This window comes from Nocardiopsis dassonvillei (genome assembly GCF_964273065.1).
GTDB lineage: Bacteria > Actinomycetota > Actinomycetes > Streptosporangiales > Streptosporangiaceae > Nocardiopsis > Nocardiopsis dassonvillei_B.
On the sequence record NZ_OZ186815.1, the window covers coordinates 855,949 to 872,605 of the forward strand.

Below are 16,657 nucleotides of genomic sequence, written 5' to 3' on the forward strand. Positions count from 1 at the left end.
CGGGCCGGGAAGGGGTCGGCTCCGCGGGGGCGGGTCAGACGCCCAGGAGGGGGATGTCGTTCTTGCCGAGGTGGTAGTCACGCACCGCGGCGACCAGCTCTCCGACGCTGAGGACGCCGTCGCCGTCGGTGTCGATCTGCTCGAAGGCCGTCCGGGCCTGGTCGGGGCCCAGGCCGATGGCGGCGAACCACCGCTCCAGCTCGGCCGGGCTGATCTGGCCGTCGCCGTCGGTGTCGGCGATGCCCATGATCGCCTGGATGGTGGGCTGGAGCACCTCGGCGAAGCCGGCGTTGCCCCGGCTGACGATCTCGGCCTCGGCGGCCCGCAGGAAGTCCTCCTTGTCCATCCGGTCGGTGCCCGCGGCCTGCGCCAGCCGGTCGAACATGCCCAGGTAGGCGGCCCGCAGAGCGGCCGCGCCAGGGCTGGAGGCGTCGGCGCCGAAGCGGTCGAGGATGCCCTGGACCTCCTTCTCGAAGTCCGAGCGCTCGATCACGCCGTTGCCGTTGTGGTCCCAGAGGTGGAAGCGCTCTTCGAGGCGACCGCTGGCCTTGGTGGCGACACTCATGAATTCTCCCTGAAAAAGGAATTGAAAAGGAAAGGGGAATATCCCAAAGGACGTCCAGAAGATTTCCGGGCACTGGCCCGATCCCTTTTACATATTACCCCGCGAGCGGCTTTCGAAAAACCCCGGCAAGGGAAATCCCCGGGATCTCCGAAACTTTATATCGGACATTCTTCGACATTTTCTGCGAAGGGTGTGGAGAAGAGCTCGGCGACGGCCCGCGCGCTCCCCTGCCGGAAGACCACGCGCTCCTCCGGGCGCAGTCCCAGGTCACGGCCGGTGGGCACGGGGTCGGCGTGGATCAGCACGTTGTAGTGGTTGGGCGTGTGGCAGGCGTCGAACCCCAGTACCACGCCCACCCGCCGCGGGCCGATCCACACCTCGTCGCCTCGGTCCACGACGCCGGCCGCGGTGATCTCGGCGAAGCCGAGGAAGCCCACCCGGTCGATCCGCGCCCCCTCGGCGGTCTCGGTGTGGTCGGTGGCGACCAGCTCGTGGACCTCCCCCGCCCGCACACAGCGGCTGGCGAAGGGCTCCAGCCGCATGCCCCGGTCGGTCCTGCGGTGCACCAGCACCTTGACCAGTGCGGCGGCCACCTCCCGCTTGGCCCCGTCCTCGCGCGGGTTCACCGGCCCACCCGCTCTTCCCGGGCCGCCGCGCGGTAGGCGTCCGCGACCAGCCGCAGCGCCGACACCCCGGCACCGTCCTCGACCCGCCCCCGCCGCACCCGGGCGGCGAAGTCGGCGGCGACGCCCTCGTACTCGTGCCACAGCGACTCCTTGAAGGCGGGGCGCCCGGCCAGCAGGTCGGCCGTCCACACCCGCCCGTCGGCGGTGCGCACCTCGACGTCCTTGCACTCCCCGGGGTGGGACCAGTCCAGCAGCACCCGGGCCCGCGCGGCCCCGGCCGCCAGGGCGACGTCGGCCCGGCGGTCGACGCCCGCGCCGTCCCGCTCCACCCGCGCCCCGACCACCTCGGCCCGGCCCAGCAGGGCCTCCACCAGGTCGAAGGCGTTGGGCCCGTTGTCGGCCACACAGCCGCCGCCGCACCGGGCCGGATCCAGGTACCACGTGTCGTCGCCCGCGTGCTCCTCGATCCGCTCCAGGTAGCGCACGGTGACCTCGGCCACCGCCCGCCCGGCGATCCGCTCCCGCAGCGCGGCGAACTCGGAGTTGTAGCGGCGGTGGAACGCCGTGAACAGCGGCACCCCCCGCTCCCGCGCCAGGGCGGCCAGCGCCTCCCCCTCGGCGAGGTCCAGGGCCAGCGGCTTCTCCGCGCACACCGCCGCCCCCGCCGTGAGCGCGTCCGCGCAGATCCGGGCGTGCGCGTCGTTGGGCGCGGTGACCACGACCGCGTCCGGCCGCTCCCGCTCCAGCATCCGGACGTGGTCGGTGTACCCGGCGGCACCGGGCGGCGGGGCCGCGGCCCTGGCCGGGTCCAGGTCGCACACGGCGACCAGGTCCCAGTCCGGGGAGGCCGCCAGCGCCTCCAGGTGGAACCGGGAGATCACCCCCAGTCCCACGACTCCCACCCGCAGCGCCCTCATCGGCCCTCCCCCGGGATCGCGGGAGCGTCCGCTCCCGCATCCTCCGCCACCCGCATGCGTTCGCCGCACACCACCGCCCCCGGGCACGGCACCGCCACCGGCCTTCCCCCACAGACCCGGGAAGCGACCGGTCCGGCGCATGCCGCCGACCTCGCACACGACATCCTCATCAGCTCTCCCCACGGGTCGCGGGGGCGGGCAGCCCGGCCTGGTCCGCCACCCGTACGAGCTCGGCGTGCAGGTCGGCGGACAGGGGCACGCCCCGCTCGCGGCGCTCCCGCGCCCGGTGGTACTCGTGCCAGCCGGGGTAGCGCACCGGTGCGGCCGGGTCGACCGGCGGGCAGCCCAGCACCGTCCCGAACAGCTCCTCGGCGTCCCCGCGCGCGCCCTCGCGCAGCGCGTCGGGGGCCAGGGCCACCATGAGGAAGCCGATGTCGTCGTCCCGCCCGGCGGGGCGGCCGTCACCGGCCAGGGCCTGCGGGGCGGGCCCGCGCCCGGCGCCGGAGACCACGGCGGACAGCACCTCCACCAGCAGGCCGAGACCGAACCCCTTGTACCGGCCCGTCTCTCCTCCCAGCCACATCAGGTGCGCCCGCCCGGCGTCGAACGCGGCCGGGTCGGTGACCGGAGCGCCGCGGTCGTCGCACAGCAGCCCCTCCGGCACCGGCCGCCCCTCCCGGGCGGCCTGCCGGATGCGCCCGGTGGGCGCGGCCGTGGTGCTCATGTCCAGCACGAACGGCGGGTGCTCCCCGGCGGGGGCCGCGGCGCTGAGAGGGTTGGTGCCCAGCAGGGCCGCGGCGCCGCCCGGCGGCCGGGCGATGCGCTGGCCGCCGCAGTTGCTCGCGACCAGGCCGACCATGCCGCGTTCGACCGCCCGCAGCGCGTGGTACCCGGCGCAGCCCAGGTGGGTGGCACCGCGCACCGCCACCATCCCGACCCCGTGGCGGCCGGCGCGTTCGGCGGCCAGGTCCATCGCCTCCGAGGCCGCCCACAGCCCGAGGGCCCGGCGGGAGTCGAGCAGGACGGCCGCCCCCAGGTCGGTGACGACCCGGGGCTCGGCGCGGGGGTCGGCCCGCCCCTCGTCGAGCAGGGGCAGGTAGAGGCGGGTCAGGTTGGCGACGCCGTGGGAGTCCATCCCGGTGAGGTCGCCGTGGCACAGGGCGCTCGCCGAGGCGGCGGCCCGCTCCGGCGGCAGGCCCCGGCCGGCGAAGACGCCGGTGAGGAAGGACAGCAGGGAGTCGTGGTCGGCCAGGACCGTGGTCCGCGGAGGGGCGGAGCCGGGCGGTTCGGGAGAGAGGGTGGTCACTGGTCCCCGTTCGTCTCGTCGGTGAAGGCGGTCAGCAGACGGGCCACCGTGTCGGCGAACCCGTCGAGGTCGGACAGGCGGGCGTGCTCGGTGTCGCCGTGCGCCCCGTCGGCGGCCAGGTCCCCCGGGCCCAGCACGACCGTGCAGGCGTCGGGGACCCCGGCCATCCAGATCGCGTCGCAGGTGAAGGCGGGCTCGTCGGCGGGCCAGGGCGGCACCCCGGCCCGGCGCAGCAGCTCGTGGCCCCACCGGTCGCGGTCGTCCAGCACCGGCAGCCCGCGCTTGGGCCAGTCCAGGCGGGTGAGGCGGCGGGCGTCGGCGGCGGTGCGGGAGAACAGCGCGGTGCCGGCGAAGGAGGCGGCGAACTCCTCCAGGGCGGTGTCGAACGCCCCGGCGACCGCCCGCTCCAGGGCACGGCCCGCCGCGGCGTCGGCGTAGGAGAGGTTGAACAGCAGGTCGCCGGTGCCGTACACCCGGTTGTGCAGGGTCCCGGTGTGCAGCCCGGCCACGCACACCGCCCCGGTGCGGGCGTGCCGGTCCAGGGCCCGGCCCATCCGGTGGGCGAGGAACCCCAGCAGGACCGTGGCGTTGTGCCCGGTGTGGGGGCGGTCGTCGATGGCGTCGTCGCCGCGCACCGACACCCGGGCGGTCATCGAGGCGGTGGAGCGGGTGAGGAACCGTCCGGAGGTGGGCTCGCAGAACACGTTGAGGCGGCCGGTGTGTCCGCGGGCGACCAGCGGCCGGGTGCCCAGCACCCCCATGGCGCCGCCCTCCTCCCCCGCGACGGCCTGGACGAGCACCGCCGTGTCGCGGCCCAGGCGCGGCGAGCGCGCGCGGGCGGCGCGCACCCCGGCCAGCAGCGCCACCGCCGGGCCCTTGGCGTCGATGGCTCCCCGGCCCCGGACGAGGTCCCCCTCGCGGGAGACCGGCGGCCCGCCCGCGACGGTGTCGAGGTGCACGTTGAACATGACGGTGCGCTCGCTCGGCACGGTGTCGGGCCCCAGCCGCAGTACCAGGCTGGGCTGGCACTCCAGGAAGCCGGGGTCGGCGGCGGCCGCGCGCACGGCGGCGGGCACCCCGGGCAGGTCCAGGTCCGCGGGGTCGGCGGGGGCGTGGTGCACCGTGCGGAAGCCGACCGGCGCCGCGGCCCGGGCGTAGTCGTCCTGGGCCGAGCGCAGCCGGGGGCGCGGGCCGTCGCGGCCGACCTCCAGCGGACCGGCGGTGGGCGTCTCCAGCAGCCGCAGCAGCAGGGCGACGTCGTCCTCGGTGAGCGTCATCGGGCCCCCTCCACCGCCCAGACCCGGCGGACCGCGTCCTCCAGGCGCCGCCCGTACTCCACGAACGCGGCCGGGTCGCCCCGGCCGGGGTCCGTGCCGCGGGCCGCCAGGTGGGGGCGCAGGTGCAGGTGGGGTTCGATCGACAGGGCTCCCCGGTACCCGTGGGCGGCCAGGATCCGCAGGCACTCCTCCACCCCGGCGGTCCCCTCGCCGGGCGGGACGTAGGCGGTGCCGCCGTCGGGGGTGCGGACCGCGTCCTTGACGTGGACGTGCGCCACGTGGGCGGCGAGCTCGCGCAGTACGGCGGGGGCGTCGTAGCCGTGGGCGACCCCGTTGCCGGTGTCGAACAGCAGGCGCAGCGCCGGGCTGTCGGCGTGTGCGAGCAGGTCCAGGGCGCGCCCGGCGTCCTCGCCCGCCCATCCGGCGCAGTTCTCGTGCACCAGGAGCAGGCCGGCGTCCTCGGCGCGCCGCGCGAGTTCGCGCACGCGCGCACGGGCGGTGCGCCCCCACTCCGGTTCGGCCAGGCCGCCGGAGGGATAGGACATGATCCGCACGGTACGGGTGCCCAGGACGGCGCAGCGCCGGGCCAGCGCGTCGAGTTCGGCCAGGTCGAGGGCGAAGTCGCCGGTGGCGGGGCGGGACCAGTCGCCGATCTTGGCGGCGACCGCGACCACCGTCACCCCGGCGGCCCGGATCCGCTCGGCCGCCCGCGCCACCGCGTCCTCGGGCAGGGCCGCCACCGGCACGCCGTCCAGGGTGCGCAGTTCCAGCAGGTCCCAGCCGAGTGCGCGCAGGGCGGCCAGCTGGCCGTCCAGGCCGGGTGCGGCCTCGTCGCCGATGCCGGCCGGGCGGGGCGGTTCAGGCTCCGACGGCACTCTCCACCTCCTCGGTGTCCGGGGTCCGGGGGGAGCACATGTCCTTGGCCTCGGCCAGGAGGCGGACGGCCTCCACGTGGACGGGCAGGTCGCCCAGGTCGCGGCAGGGCGTGGCGTAGCGGGCGTAGCAGCGGTGCAGGAACGCGGTGAGGGCGTCGTCGGTGAAGACCGTCCGGGCGGGTCCGCGGCCGCGGACCGCCACGGTGAGCTGCGCGGTGTGGTCGGCGTCGCTGCACGGGTAGTGCCCGGTGAGGACGGCCTCGTCGAACTCGAGGACGATGCGGCGCTCGCGCAGCGGCGCGGTCAGGTCCGACTCGATGCGGGTGAGCACCCCGGTGTGGTGCACCAGGTCCATGCGGGCGGCGCCCAGCCCGGGCAGGCGGAGGCCGTCCACGGTCATGTCCTCGAGTCCGGCGGCGGCCACCTCGGCGTCCCCGGCGAGCGCGACCGCGACGGCCAGGGCGTGGGGCACCTCGATGTCGAAGGCGGTGGGGTGCCCGGGGGACTCCAGGGTCCGGGTGAACCGCGGCTTGTGCTGGAGGACGGTGAGGGCCCGCAGCCGTCCGAAGGCCGCGGAGCGGCGGGCCGCCAGCAGCCGCTCGCTCAGCGCGCTGGCCGTCCACGGCGTGGCCACGGTGAGGCGCAGGCCCCAGCGGCGGCGCAGCCGGGCGATGGCGGCCAGTTCGGCCAGGTCCAGGGCCAGCGGCTTCTCCACGATGACCATGCGGTAGCCCAGCCGGGCCAGCCGCTCCAGGGGTTCGGCCCTCAGGTGCGGCGGGGTGCACAGGTGGACCACGGTGCGGCGGGGCGGCCGGCGGCGCGCGGCCTCCTCCAGGGAGTCCACCACCGTCACCCCCTCGGCCCCCGGGCGGAGGGGGTCGTGCCCCAGCACCGGTCCCGGGACGAAGAGCCCGCGGGCCGCCGCCCGCGCTTTGGCGAGCGACGGCGCGTGCAGGCCCCGTCCCGATCTCCCCAGGCCGACGATGAGGGAGTGCAGCATGGAGGGAGGCACCTTTCCGTTCGCGGTCCCCGTCGTTCCGCGCCCCCTGTGGGAACACGGAACCACCGAACGGAAGATCAGACTGGACCGTTTCCGGTAAAGGCGTCAAGAAGGAGAACGGTTCCCCGGAGCCCGAATCCCGGGGCACCCCGTTCCACAACCAGGGCAGGAAATCCGACAAAGAACATCATCTTATGATGGGCGATTTTCGCCCATGAATGCCCGTGTTCATCCCAGAACTCAGGCGACCGAGAAACTGAACATCCCGCTGGGCGGGGCGTGCCAGCCGCGCTCCGGGGCCACCACCACGCCGGGGCCGAAGCATCCGCGCCCGGCGTGCATGCTCACCTCCGAGTCGGTGAGGTTGACCAGCACGTGAGCGGTCGGGGGAAGAGCCGTGCAGCTTCCCGAGGCGGGGTCCGGGAAGCGCATCAGGTCCTCGAACTCGGTGGTGAACACGACGACCTCGCCGGTCGCCGCGTGGGCCGGGACGGCCACCAGGGACACACCCGCCAACGCCAGCGCGAGCGCGGTGGACAGAACCCTCATTTCATCGACTCCTCTTCGTTTCATACACGTTTCACGGGAAAGACCCCTCCGTGCGCCAATGACACGGAAGGCCACAGGCATCAGTTTCATCGAAAGAATGGGACCCCGCAACCAGAACAAGGAGATTCCCCTTTTCGGACCACCGAAGCGAACCGAATGGACACTTTAAGACACGCCTCGAACAAAAAAGGGAACACGGCGCTTCGGCCCCGGGGACACCGCCCGCCCCCGACGCCGACACCGGAGGCCCCGTGCGCCCACCCTTCGAACCGGGGCGCCCGCACGGGGCCGACGGGGCGTCCGCACCCCGGTCGACCGGCCGGGCCCGGGGCCCACCACGGCGATCCACCCCGGCGAGTGACCCGCGTCACTCTGGGTTCCGGCCATCCGGCGCTCCGTCACCGAATGTCAGGAGAACCTCAATTCTTCGGCGGGAAGTGGACACACCCCCGCTGAAGTGCTCAACCTCCTTCAAAAAGGACACGACACCCACAGGACATCCGGTGGTGACCGGACGGAAACGGACGGGCGACAGGCGTCCGGACCACGACGGCGTCCCCCATCCCGCACAACGAAGGAATCCCATGGCTTCCCCCAACGAACAGAAGACGGACGGCGGCGCACCGGCCACGGGCGCCACCGCCGAGGGCGTGTTCACCCGCGCCCGCGTGATCGGCCTCATCGCCGGGCCCCTCGTGGGCCTGCTCGTCTACCTGCTCATGCCGGACATGCCGCTGCCCCTGGTGGAGGGCGAGGACGAGGCGGTCGTCTCGGCCAACGGCCGCACCGTCGCGGCGGTCACCGCGTTCATCGCCATCTGGTGGGCGACCGAGGCGATCCCCATTCCGGTCACCTCGCTGCTGCCGCTCGTGCTCTTCCCCGTGATGCTGGAGGGCACGCCGATCAAGGACGTGGCCTCCTCCTACGGCTCCGACACCATCTTCCTGTTCATGGGCGGGTTCATGCTCGCCCTGGCCATGCAGAAGTGGGACCTGCACAAGCGGATCGCACTGACCATCGTCTCCAAGGTGGGGTCCAACAGCGCGGGCCTGATCGGCGGCTTCATGCTCGCCACCGGCTTCATCACCATGTGGGTGAGCAACACCGCCACCGCCGTGATGATGCTGCCCGTGGGCCTGTCCGTGATCACCGTCCTCACGCAGTTCCGCAAGGGGCGCACCGACGCCAACTTCGCCACCGCGCTCATGCTCGGCATCGCCTACGCCGCCTCCATCGGCTCGGTCGCCACCATCATCGGCACGCCGCCCAACGTCCTGATGGTCGGCTACCTCTCCGACACCCACGGCATCACCATCGGCTTCGGGCAGTGGATGCTCGCCGGGGTCCCGCTGGCCGCGGTCTTCCTGCTGCTGGCGTGGTTCGTGCTCATCAAGGTGTTCCCGCCCCAGGCCAAGCGGGTCGAGGGCGCCCAGGAGACCATCCGCGCCGAGCTGGCCGGGATGGGATCCATGTCCCGGGGCGAGAAGGGCGTCTCGCTGGTCTTCGCGCTGGCCGCCCTGTCCTGGATCTTCATCCCGATCCTGGCCGGGACCGAGAGCGTCGGCGGAGCCCTGCCCTGGCTGGCGAACATCAGCGACGCCGGGATCGCGATGACGGTCGCCGTCGTGCTCTTCCTGGTCCCGGTGGACCGGCAGGGCACCCGCCTGCTCGACTGGGAGACCGCCGTCAGGCTCCCCTGGGGCGTGCTGCTGCTGTTCGGCGGCGGCCTGGCGATCTCCGCGCAGTTCACCGCCAGCGGCCTGAGCGCCTGGATCGGCGGCCAGGTCTCCGCGCTGGCCGGCGTCCCCGTCTGGGTGCTGATCCTGGTGGCCGCCGCACTGGTCCTCTTCCTGACCGAGCTGACCAGCAACACCGCGACCGCCGCCACGTTCCTGCCGATCCTGGGCGGCGTGGCGATGGGCATGGACATGGACGTCCTCACCCTGGTGGTGCCCGTGGCCCTGGCCGCGAGCATGGCGTTCATGCTCCCGGTCGCGACCCCGCCCAACGCGATCGTGTTCGGCACGGGCCACGTGCGGATCGGCGAGATGATCCGCGGCGGCCTGTGGCTGAACCTCATCGCCCTGGCCCTCGTGCTGGGCGCGATGTACGCCCTGTTCTCCTGGGCCCTGGGCATCACCCTGTAACGGGTCTCACGCGACGACGGCCGGGGGCGGAGCGCCGCCCCCGGCCGTCGTCGCGTCGGTCGCCGGCGCACCGGGGTGGCGCGGCGCCTCCGGACGCCTTATGTTAGTGACTAACACTCAACGGGACCGACGGGCGGGAACACCGTGGACCACAGGACGCGCGTCCGGCAGCGCAACCGCGCCGCCATCCAGAAGGCCGCCCTGCGGCTGTTCGCCGAGCAGGGCTACGAGGCCACCACGGTCGCGCAGATCGCCCGCGAGGCGGGGGTCTCGCACATGACGTTCTTCCGCTGCTTCCCCACCAAGGAGGACGTCGTCCTCGACGACGACTACGACCCGATGCTGGAGGAGCTGATCCGGGCCCGGCCGCCCGGGGAGGGCCTCGTGGAACGCGTCCACCGGGCCACCATGGCCGGGCTCGGGCAGGTCTACGGGCACGCGCGGGAGGAACTGCTGGGCAGGACGCGACTGCTGCTGTCGATTCCGGGCCTGCGCGCCCGCATCGGCGAGAACCTAGCCTCGGCGGGCACGGCCTTCGAGCGCGGACTGACCCCCGAGGGCGGGGAGGCCGGGGTCGAGGTGCGGGCCGTCGCGGCCGCGTGCGCCTCGGCGCTCTCCACCGCCGTCACCGCCTGGGCGGAGGGCGACGGGGAGGACGAGCTGCCCGACCTCGTCGACCGGGCCTTCCGGGCCCTGCGCGACCTGCCGGTCCGCGCTCCCGCCGAGGAGGCGGGCGCGTGAGCGCCGCCATCACCGTCGAGGGCCTCACCGTCCGCTACCCCGGCGCCGCAGCCCCTGCGGTCGACGGCATGGACTTCTCCGTCCGCCCGGGCGAGGTCTTCGGGTTCCTCGGACCCAGCGGGGCCGGCAAGTCCACCGCGCAGAAGGTGCTGACCCGGATGCTGCGCCGCCACGGGGGCGAGGTGGACGTCCTGGGCCGACCGCTGCGCTCCTGGGGGCGGGACTACTTCGAGCGGGTGGGGGTCGGCTTCGAGCTGCCCGCCGGGTTCGGCAGGCTCACCGCCCGGGAGAACCTCGCGGCGTTCGCGTCCCTGTACCGGGGGCCGGTCGAGGACCCCGACGCGCTGCTGGCCGCGGTGGACCTGGCCGACGCCGCCGACCGGCGCCTGTCGGAGCTGTCCAAGGGGATGCGCATGCGCCTCAACCTGGCCCGGGCACTGGTCAACCGGCCCGACGTGCTGTTCCTGGACGAGCCGACCTCCGGGCAGGACCCGGTGCGGGCGGCCCTGGTGCGCGACATCGTCCGCACGGCGGCCGACCGCGGCTGCGCGGTGTTCCTCACGACCCACGACATGGTCACCGCCGACCTGCTGTGCGACCGGGTGGCGTTCGTGGTCCGCGGGCGGATCGCCGCCGTCGACACCCCTCGCGGGTTCAGGCTCCGCCACGCGCGCCCGGGGCTGGTCGCCGAGCTGCGCGGCGGGGAGGTCCGGGAGCTGCCCGTGGCCTCGCTGGCCGACGACGCAGAGCTCCTGGGGCTGCTGCGGGAGGGCGCGGTGGAGACCCTGCACACGCGGGAGGCGTCGCTGGCCGACGTCTTCACCCTGGTCACCCGGGAGCGGCTGTGAGACGTCCGCCCACCGCCACCGCCCCGGACACCCGGGGGAGCACACCCCCGGGCGCCCCGGTCCGCACCGCCCGAGCGGCCGTGAACCGCCTGCTCGCCGCCACCGCCCTGGAGGCGCGGCTCCAGGCGAGGTACGGCATCGCGACCGTCGCCGCCGCGCTCGCGGCCGTGTGGACGCTGGCCCTGCTCGCCGTCCCGGCCGCATCGGCCGACGAGGTGGCGGCCCACCTGCTGTTCCTGGACACCGCGGGTTTCGGCGCGCTCTTCGGAGCTTTTCTGCTCCTCTTCGAACGGGTCGAGGGATCGCGGTGGGCCCTGGAGGCGAGCCCGCTGCGCCCCGCCGTGGGCGCGGCGGCCCGACTCGCGACGCTGACCGCCCTGGCCCTGCTCATCGCCCTGCCCATGACCGCGGCCGCGCTGCGGGACCGGCCCGCCGACCTGCCGTCCGCGCTCGCACCCGTCCTGGGCGGGGTGGCGCTCACCTCCGTCCTGCTGGCCGCGGCGTGCCTGGCCGCCGGGGCGCGCAGCCCGGACCTGCCGCGGTTCCTCCTCTCGCTGCCGCCGACGGTCGCGCCGCTCATCGCCGTCCCCCTGCTGCACGTGTCCGGGGTGTTCGCGCACCCGCTGCTGTACGCGGTCCCCACCACGGCGGGGGCGGAGCTCGTCCACTCCGGTCTGACCGGGGGCGCCGCCCCGCCGCCCGCGGCCCTGGCGTACGCGCTGGGGTGGGCGGTGCTCGGCCCCTTCCTCGTCCGCCCCGGGGCGGAGGCGCCGCCGGGGAGGACCCGCCCCGCCCGCGGCGGGAGGCGGCACCCGCTCCGGGCCGCCGGCCGGGGGCGGACCCCGGCGATCGCCCGGTTCGCCCGCGCGGACCTCTTCGGCACCGGCCGCGACCCGCTGCTCCTGCTGCTGCTCTGCTCCCCCGCGCTGCTGGCGCTGGGCCTGCGGCTGCTGTTCCCGCCGGTGTCCGGGTTCGTGCTCGACACCTTCGGGCTCGACCTGCGGGCGCACGCCCCGGCGGTGCTCGCGGCGCTGGTGCTGCTGCACGTGCCCCTGATGTTCGGGCTGGTCCAGGGGCTGCGGGTGGCCCAGGAGCTCGACAGCGGCGTCCTGCTGGTCCTGCGCGTCTCCCCCGTGTCCGTGCCCGCCTACCTGGCCTACCGGATGGCGCTGGCCGCCGCCGCGTCCCTGGCCGGGCTGCTGGTGGCGCTGCCGCTGAGCGGGCCGGACCTGGGCGGAGGGCCCCTGCCGGTGGCGGCCGTCCTCCTGGCCTGCCTCCAGGCCCCGCTGCTGGTGGCGCTCATGGCGGCGTTCGCGGGGAACACCGTGGAGGCGCTGGTCGTCGCCAAGGCCGCCGGGGCGGTCCTGGTCCTGTGCCCCGTCCTGGCCTGGGCCGCCCCCTTCCCGTGGAACCTGGCCGCGGCCGTCCTGCCCCCGGTCTGGGCGGCGCTGGCCCTGCCCGGCTACGACACCGGGCCGCTGAACGCGGGGTGGTGCCTGCTCGCCGGGCTGCTCTGGACCGCGGCGGCCGGGTGGCCGCCGGTGCGGCGCGGCCTCGCGCGCATCGAGAGCGCCTGACACCGGGCCCGCGGGGCATACGGCGGGGGCACCGGCCGCGGTGCGGCCGGTGCCCCCGTCCCGTCGCCTCCCGCGTCGCGGGAGCGGACCGTCTCAGGCCCTGGCGCCCGCCGCGGTCGCGCCGCCGGCCTCACCGGAGCGGACCTCGGCGTCGACCCGGTCGAAGTCGGCGGTCATCTGGTCGCTGACCCGGCCCAGGCCGTTGAACACGAAGATCGCGGCGAAGCTCAGGACCGCCGCCGGGACCATCGCGTACAGGCCGGTACCGAACACGGCCTTGTCCAGGATGTCCCACAGGATGGCGGTGCCGGCGCCGGCGACCATGCCCGCCAGCGCACCCGCCCAGGTCATCCGCTTCCAGAACACCGCGAGCAGCAGCACCGGGCCGAACCCGGCGCCGAACCCGGCCCAGGCGTAGCCGACCAGGCCCATGACCGACTGGTTCCCCCACAGGGCGATGCCCGCGGCGGCCAGGGCCACCGCGATGACGGCGCCGCGGCTGATCCACATCAGGGTCCTGGGGTCGGCGTCGCGGTTCACGAACGCCCGGTAGCCGTCCTCGGTCAGGGCCGAGGACGCCACCAGCAGCTGGGAGTCGGCGGTGCTCATGACCGCGGCCAGGATGGCGGCCAGCAGCAGCCCGGCGACCAGCGGGTGGGCCAGGGCCTCGATCAGGCGCGGGAACACCTGCTCGGGGGTGTCCAGCGGGGTGTCGAAGTAGGCGATGCCGATGAAGCCGACCAGGACGGCCAGGGCCATCGCGGTGACCGCCCAGGTGACGCTGATGGTGGCGGCGGCCGGGATGTCCTTCACCGAGCGGATGCCCATGTAGCGGGCCAGGATGTGGGGCTGGCCGAAGTAGCCCAGACCCCAGGCCAGACCGGAGACGATGACGACCCAGCCCAGGGCCTCGGTGGGCACCCACGCCCCGATCTCGCCGTCCAGGGAGGTGCCGCCCACGGCGGAGAGCAGGCCGTCGCTCTTGGCGGCGACCCCCTCGGCCAGGCCGGAGAAGCCGCCCAGGGCGGTGATGGCCAGGACCGGGACCGCGATGAGGGCCAGCCACATCATGGCGGCCTGGATGACGTCGGTGTAGGAGACGGCCAGGAATCCGCCCAGGACGGTGTAGAGCACCACGATGCCCACGCCGATGGCGATCGCCGGGGCCGGGTCCAGGCCGAAGACCTGGTCGAACAGCGCCGACATGGCCACCAGGCCGGAGGCGACGTAGAAGAAGTAGAAGACGATGATCAGCAGGGCCGATACACCGCGCAGCAGGCGGGTGGGGTCGTTGAACCGGTTCTCCAGGAAGGAGGACAGGGTCAGCGAGTCGGAGTCGCCGCCCACCCGGGCGTCGGTCACCCGCTGGGTGTAGACGCGCAGGCGCGGGGCCAGGACGATCCAGCTCCCGGCGAAGCCGGCCGCCAGGCCGACGGCGATCCAGGCCTCGCCCAGGCCGGAGACGTAGATGGCGCCGGGCAGGCCCAGCAGCAGCCAGCCGCTGAAGTCGCTGGCGTTGGCGCTGAGGCCCGCGACCCAGCTGTTGAGCTGGCGGCCGCCCAGGACGAAGTCGGACTGGGAGACGGTGCGCCGGTAGGCCCACAGGCCGACGGCGACCATGACGATGAGGTAGACGACGAAGGTGCCGATCGACCAGAGCATGGACTGTGTCAAGTCCACCCTCCTTCCTTGACGGCGCGCAACAGGACTCTTACGCGCTTCTTACGTGCACTAGTCCGGGATCATCACCCCTTGTTCACCAGGTCACAACACCCACGCTCGGAAAAACACCACTTTGAGACCTCGTTGAGTCTTTGACCAGCAACGATTGTCCCCTGGGCCATGTCCGGGCCCCCGGGTTCGTCCCCTGGGACAAACCGACCGAACACGATTCCGCCCCCGGTCCGCACCGGCCCGGCACCCCGCGGAGCGCGCCCCGCGGACCGGAGTCCGGCCGTCCGCCCCCGCGCCGGCCGGCGCACCCGTCCGGCGGGCCGGTCCGGAACCCGGCGCGGCCTACTCCCGCGGCAGCAGGCCGGCCTGGACGTACAGCGACCGCAGGAAGCGCCCGGCCTCCGCCTCGTCCAGGGGTTCGGGGCGGAGCACCCGGTAGATCACCGCGCCGACCACCATGTCCACCACGACCTCCAGGTCGGTGTGCGGCGGCAGCTCGCCGGCCTCCCGGGCCCGCTCGAGGAGGGCCAGGGTGGCCCGCCTGCGGGGCATGACGTGGTTCTCCCAGTAGGCGCGCATGATCAGGGGGTGGGTCTGCGCGGTGCCCAGGGTCTGGGCCAGCAGCGCCCGGAAGCCCGGGGCCGCCAGGGTCGCCGCGGCCCCCGGCAGCGCGCGCTCGACCACCTCGTGCAGAGGACCGTCCCCGGCGGCGGCGGTGTCGACACGGGCGGACTCGATCGCCTGGGCGATCAGCTCCTCCTTGCCGGACCAGCGCCGGTACACGGTCAGCTTGCCCACCCCCGCCCGGTCGGCGATGGCCTGCATGCTGGCCGCCTCCGCGCCGCCCTCGGTGAACAGCTCCAGGGCCGCCTCCAGGATGGCGCGGTCGGCCTCGGGGGAACGGGGGCGGCCGCGGCCGCGGGCGGGGGTGCTCACCCGGCCCCTCCCCGCAGCAGAGCGGCGAGCCGGATGCGCAGGTGCCGCGCATCCGTTCCCCTCCAGGCCAGGTGTCCGTCCGGTCGGACCAGCGACATCTCCCGTGTTCCCTTTCCCTCGGGGGCGAGCAGGGTCGTGCGTGCGCCCAGCAGGTCGTCGGCCGCGGCTCTCGCGTCGGCGTCGGCCCCGGGCGAGAGCAGGACCCAGCTCCCGCCCAGTTCCGCGTGCAGCCGCGTGCGCGTTCCATCTTCACGCACGCAGGGGAGGTCGGGGACCCGGTCGCCGAGGCGCGGCCGACGGGCGAGGGGGCCGCCGCCCCCCAGCGGCCCCCGGCGGTAGCCCACCCCCAGCTGCGAGGCCAGCAGGGTGGCCCGCCGCTGCACGGAGGGCAGCGCGATGATCCCCGGCATCACCCGTTCCCGGAGCATGCGGACCACCGGTCCCCCGCCGACCTGGAACCGGGTGTTCGCCGTGGTCGTGCGCAGGACCTCCGCCGCCAGGGGGCGGCGTTCGGCGCGGTAGGTGTCCAGGAGCCCGGTCCCGGCCCTGCCCCGCACGGCCAGGGCCAGCTTCCAGGCGAGGTTCTCCGCGTCGCCCAGCCCGGTCAGCATGCCCTGTCCGCCCATGGGGGAATGGATGTGGGCGGAGTCCCCGGCCAGCAGCACCCTGCCGTGCCGGTAGTCGTCCACCAGGCGGCGCTGGATCCGGAACACCGACGTCCAGACGGTGTCGAGGACCCGGACGCCGGAGATCCCCGTCCGCTCGGGCAGTTCCTTCCGCAGCAGGGCGAGCGCCTCCTCTCCGTCGATGCGCTCGCGGTCCAGGCCGGGCATGTAGAGCATCAGCCGCCACACGAGGCCTCCCCCCTCCTCGCGCATCGGCAGGGCGCCGGAGAGGCCGTCCCGGTGCAGCCACCCGTAGGAGCCCGTGGGCGCCAGGTCCCAGTCCACGTGGGCGTCCACGAGGAGCCAGGTGTCCTCGACCGGGGCCCCGGGGAAGGGGACGCCGAGCAGGCGGCGGGTGGTGGAGTGCGCGCCGTCGCAGCCGACCAGCCAGGCGGCCCGGGCCTCGGTCCCGTCGTCGAAGTGCGCCGTCACCCCTGTTCCGTCCTGCCGCATCTCCCGGAGCCCGCGCGACCAGTGGATCCGGCCGCCGAGCGAGGCGAACCGGTCCCGCAGGGCCGACTCGATCCGCGACTGGGGGAGCATCATCGGCGGAGCACTGGTGCGCAGGCCCGGGTCGCCGAACCTCACCGTCGCCATCGGGACTCCGCCGGTGTGGACCGTCAGGGTCAGGGCCCGGAGGGAGTTCTCCGGGAGGTCGCCCAGGGCCCCGATCCGGTCGAGCACCTCCGAGCCCCGGGCGTGCAGGAAGTTGGCCCGCGAGGTCGTCGCGGGACCCCCGGCCCGGTCGACGACGCGCACGCGCACCCCCTGCAGGAGGAGGGAACAGGCGGTGGCGAGGCCGGTGGGCCCCGCTCCGACGACGAGGACGTCCGTGGTGTCCATGGCGCTCCTTTTATTAACGGTACCGTACCGTTAATAAAATAGCCCGGAACCGGGGCGCAGGCCAGCCCCCGGCAGGGGCCGACGGGGCGCGCGGTCGGCGCGGCCGAGACC

15 protein-coding genes are annotated in these 16,657 nt (G+C 74.5%); 4 read left to right on the plus strand and 11 right to left on the minus strand.

Annotated features, from left to right (window positions below; translation table 11 throughout):
* Positions 1-34: 34 nt before the first annotated feature.
* The 8 genes from ACSUPR_RS04120 to ACSUPR_RS04155 all read right to left on the minus strand — a co-directional run bounded on the left by ACSUPR_RS04120 (position 35) and on the right by ACSUPR_RS04155 (position 7,115).
* Positions 35-565 (minus strand): EF-hand domain-containing protein, encoded by a 531-nt coding sequence (locus ACSUPR_RS04120; protein ID WP_436889572.1) that lies wholly within the window; start codon positions 563-565, stop codon positions 35-37.
* Positions 566-720: 155 nt separating this feature from the next.
* Entirely contained in the window at positions 721-1,191 is a 471-nt protein-coding gene (locus ACSUPR_RS04125; RefSeq protein ID WP_436889573.1) for a DUF6917 domain-containing protein, read from the minus strand.
* A complete protein-coding gene (locus ACSUPR_RS04130; RefSeq protein ID WP_436889574.1) occupies positions 1,188-2,108 on the minus strand; it encodes a Gfo/Idh/MocA family protein in 921 nt (306 codons plus the stop codon). The genes ACSUPR_RS04125 and ACSUPR_RS04130 overlap by 4 nt, the downstream gene beginning before the upstream one ends.
* Before the next feature lie 169 nt (positions 2,109-2,277).
* Positions 2,278-3,414, minus strand: a complete 1,137-nt coding sequence (locus ACSUPR_RS04135; protein WP_436889575.1) for an Ldh family oxidoreductase — start codon at positions 3,412-3,414, stop codon at positions 2,278-2,280.
* Positions 3,411-4,691 (minus strand): M20/M25/M40 family metallo-hydrolase, encoded by a 1,281-nt coding sequence (locus ACSUPR_RS04140; protein ID WP_436889576.1) that lies wholly within the window; start codon positions 4,689-4,691, stop codon positions 3,411-3,413. Before ACSUPR_RS04140 ends, ACSUPR_RS04135 begins: the two co-directional genes overlap by 4 nt.
* A complete protein-coding gene (locus ACSUPR_RS04145; protein ID WP_436889577.1) occupies positions 4,688-5,566 on the minus strand; it encodes a sugar phosphate isomerase/epimerase family protein in 879 nt (292 codons plus the stop codon). The genes ACSUPR_RS04140 and ACSUPR_RS04145 overlap by 4 nt, the downstream gene beginning before the upstream one ends.
* Positions 5,550-6,566 (minus strand): Gfo/Idh/MocA family oxidoreductase, encoded by a 1,017-nt coding sequence (locus ACSUPR_RS04150; RefSeq protein ID WP_436889578.1) that lies wholly within the window; start codon positions 6,564-6,566, stop codon positions 5,550-5,552. Before ACSUPR_RS04150 ends, ACSUPR_RS04145 begins: the two co-directional genes overlap by 17 nt.
* A gap of 240 nt (positions 6,567-6,806) precedes the next feature.
* On the minus strand, positions 6,807-7,115 hold the full coding sequence (locus tag ACSUPR_RS04155; RefSeq protein ID WP_436889579.1) for a hypothetical protein: 309 nt from the start codon (positions 7,113-7,115) through the stop codon (positions 6,807-6,809).
* A 584-nt stretch (positions 7,116-7,699) separates the two neighbouring features.
* Here ACSUPR_RS04155 and ACSUPR_RS04160 point away from each other — a divergent pair.
* The 4 genes from ACSUPR_RS04160 to ACSUPR_RS04175 all read left to right on the plus strand — a co-directional run bounded on the left by ACSUPR_RS04160 (position 7,700) and on the right by ACSUPR_RS04175 (position 12,428).
* The gene (locus tag ACSUPR_RS04160) at positions 7,700-9,262 is read left to right on the plus strand and encodes an SLC13 family permease (protein WP_436889580.1); all 1,563 of its coding nucleotides are present in this window, start codon (positions 7,700-7,702) and stop codon (positions 9,260-9,262) included.
* Positions 9,263-9,406: 144 nt separating this feature from the next.
* Positions 9,407-10,003, plus strand: a complete 597-nt coding sequence (locus ACSUPR_RS04165; RefSeq protein WP_436889581.1) for a TetR/AcrR family transcriptional regulator — start codon at positions 9,407-9,409, stop codon at positions 10,001-10,003.
* Positions 10,000-10,851 (plus strand): ABC transporter ATP-binding protein, encoded by an 852-nt coding sequence (locus tag ACSUPR_RS04170; RefSeq protein WP_436889582.1) that lies wholly within the window; start codon positions 10,000-10,002, stop codon positions 10,849-10,851. Before ACSUPR_RS04165 ends, ACSUPR_RS04170 begins: the two co-directional genes overlap by 4 nt.
* Positions 10,848-12,428 carry a fluoroquinolone export ABC transporter permease subunit gene (locus ACSUPR_RS04175; RefSeq protein WP_436889583.1) on the plus strand — a complete coding sequence of 527 codons (1,581 nt, stop codon included), beginning with the start codon at positions 10,848-10,850 and terminating at the stop codon, positions 12,426-12,428. The genes ACSUPR_RS04170 and ACSUPR_RS04175 overlap by 4 nt, the downstream gene beginning before the upstream one ends.
* Before the next feature lie 93 nt (positions 12,429-12,521).
* On the opposite strand, the gene putP is transcribed toward ACSUPR_RS04175, so the two are convergent.
* The 3 genes from putP to ACSUPR_RS04190 form a co-directional block, all read right to left on the minus strand.
* Positions 12,522-14,090 carry a sodium/proline symporter PutP gene (putP, locus tag ACSUPR_RS04180; RefSeq protein ID WP_436891866.1) on the minus strand — a complete coding sequence of 523 codons (1,569 nt, stop codon included), beginning with the start codon at positions 14,088-14,090 and terminating at the stop codon, positions 12,522-12,524.
* A 354-nt stretch (positions 14,091-14,444) separates the two neighbouring features.
* Positions 14,445-15,038, minus strand: coding sequence for a TetR/AcrR family transcriptional regulator (locus ACSUPR_RS04185; RefSeq protein WP_436889584.1), 594 nt, complete (start codon positions 15,036-15,038; stop codon positions 14,445-14,447).
* Positions 15,035-16,546: an FAD-dependent oxidoreductase gene (locus ACSUPR_RS04190; protein WP_436889585.1), complete on the minus strand. Its 1,512-nt coding sequence runs from the start codon at positions 16,544-16,546 to the stop codon at positions 15,035-15,037. The genes ACSUPR_RS04185 and ACSUPR_RS04190 overlap by 4 nt, the downstream gene beginning before the upstream one ends.
* Positions 16,547-16,657 lie beyond the last annotated feature (111 nt).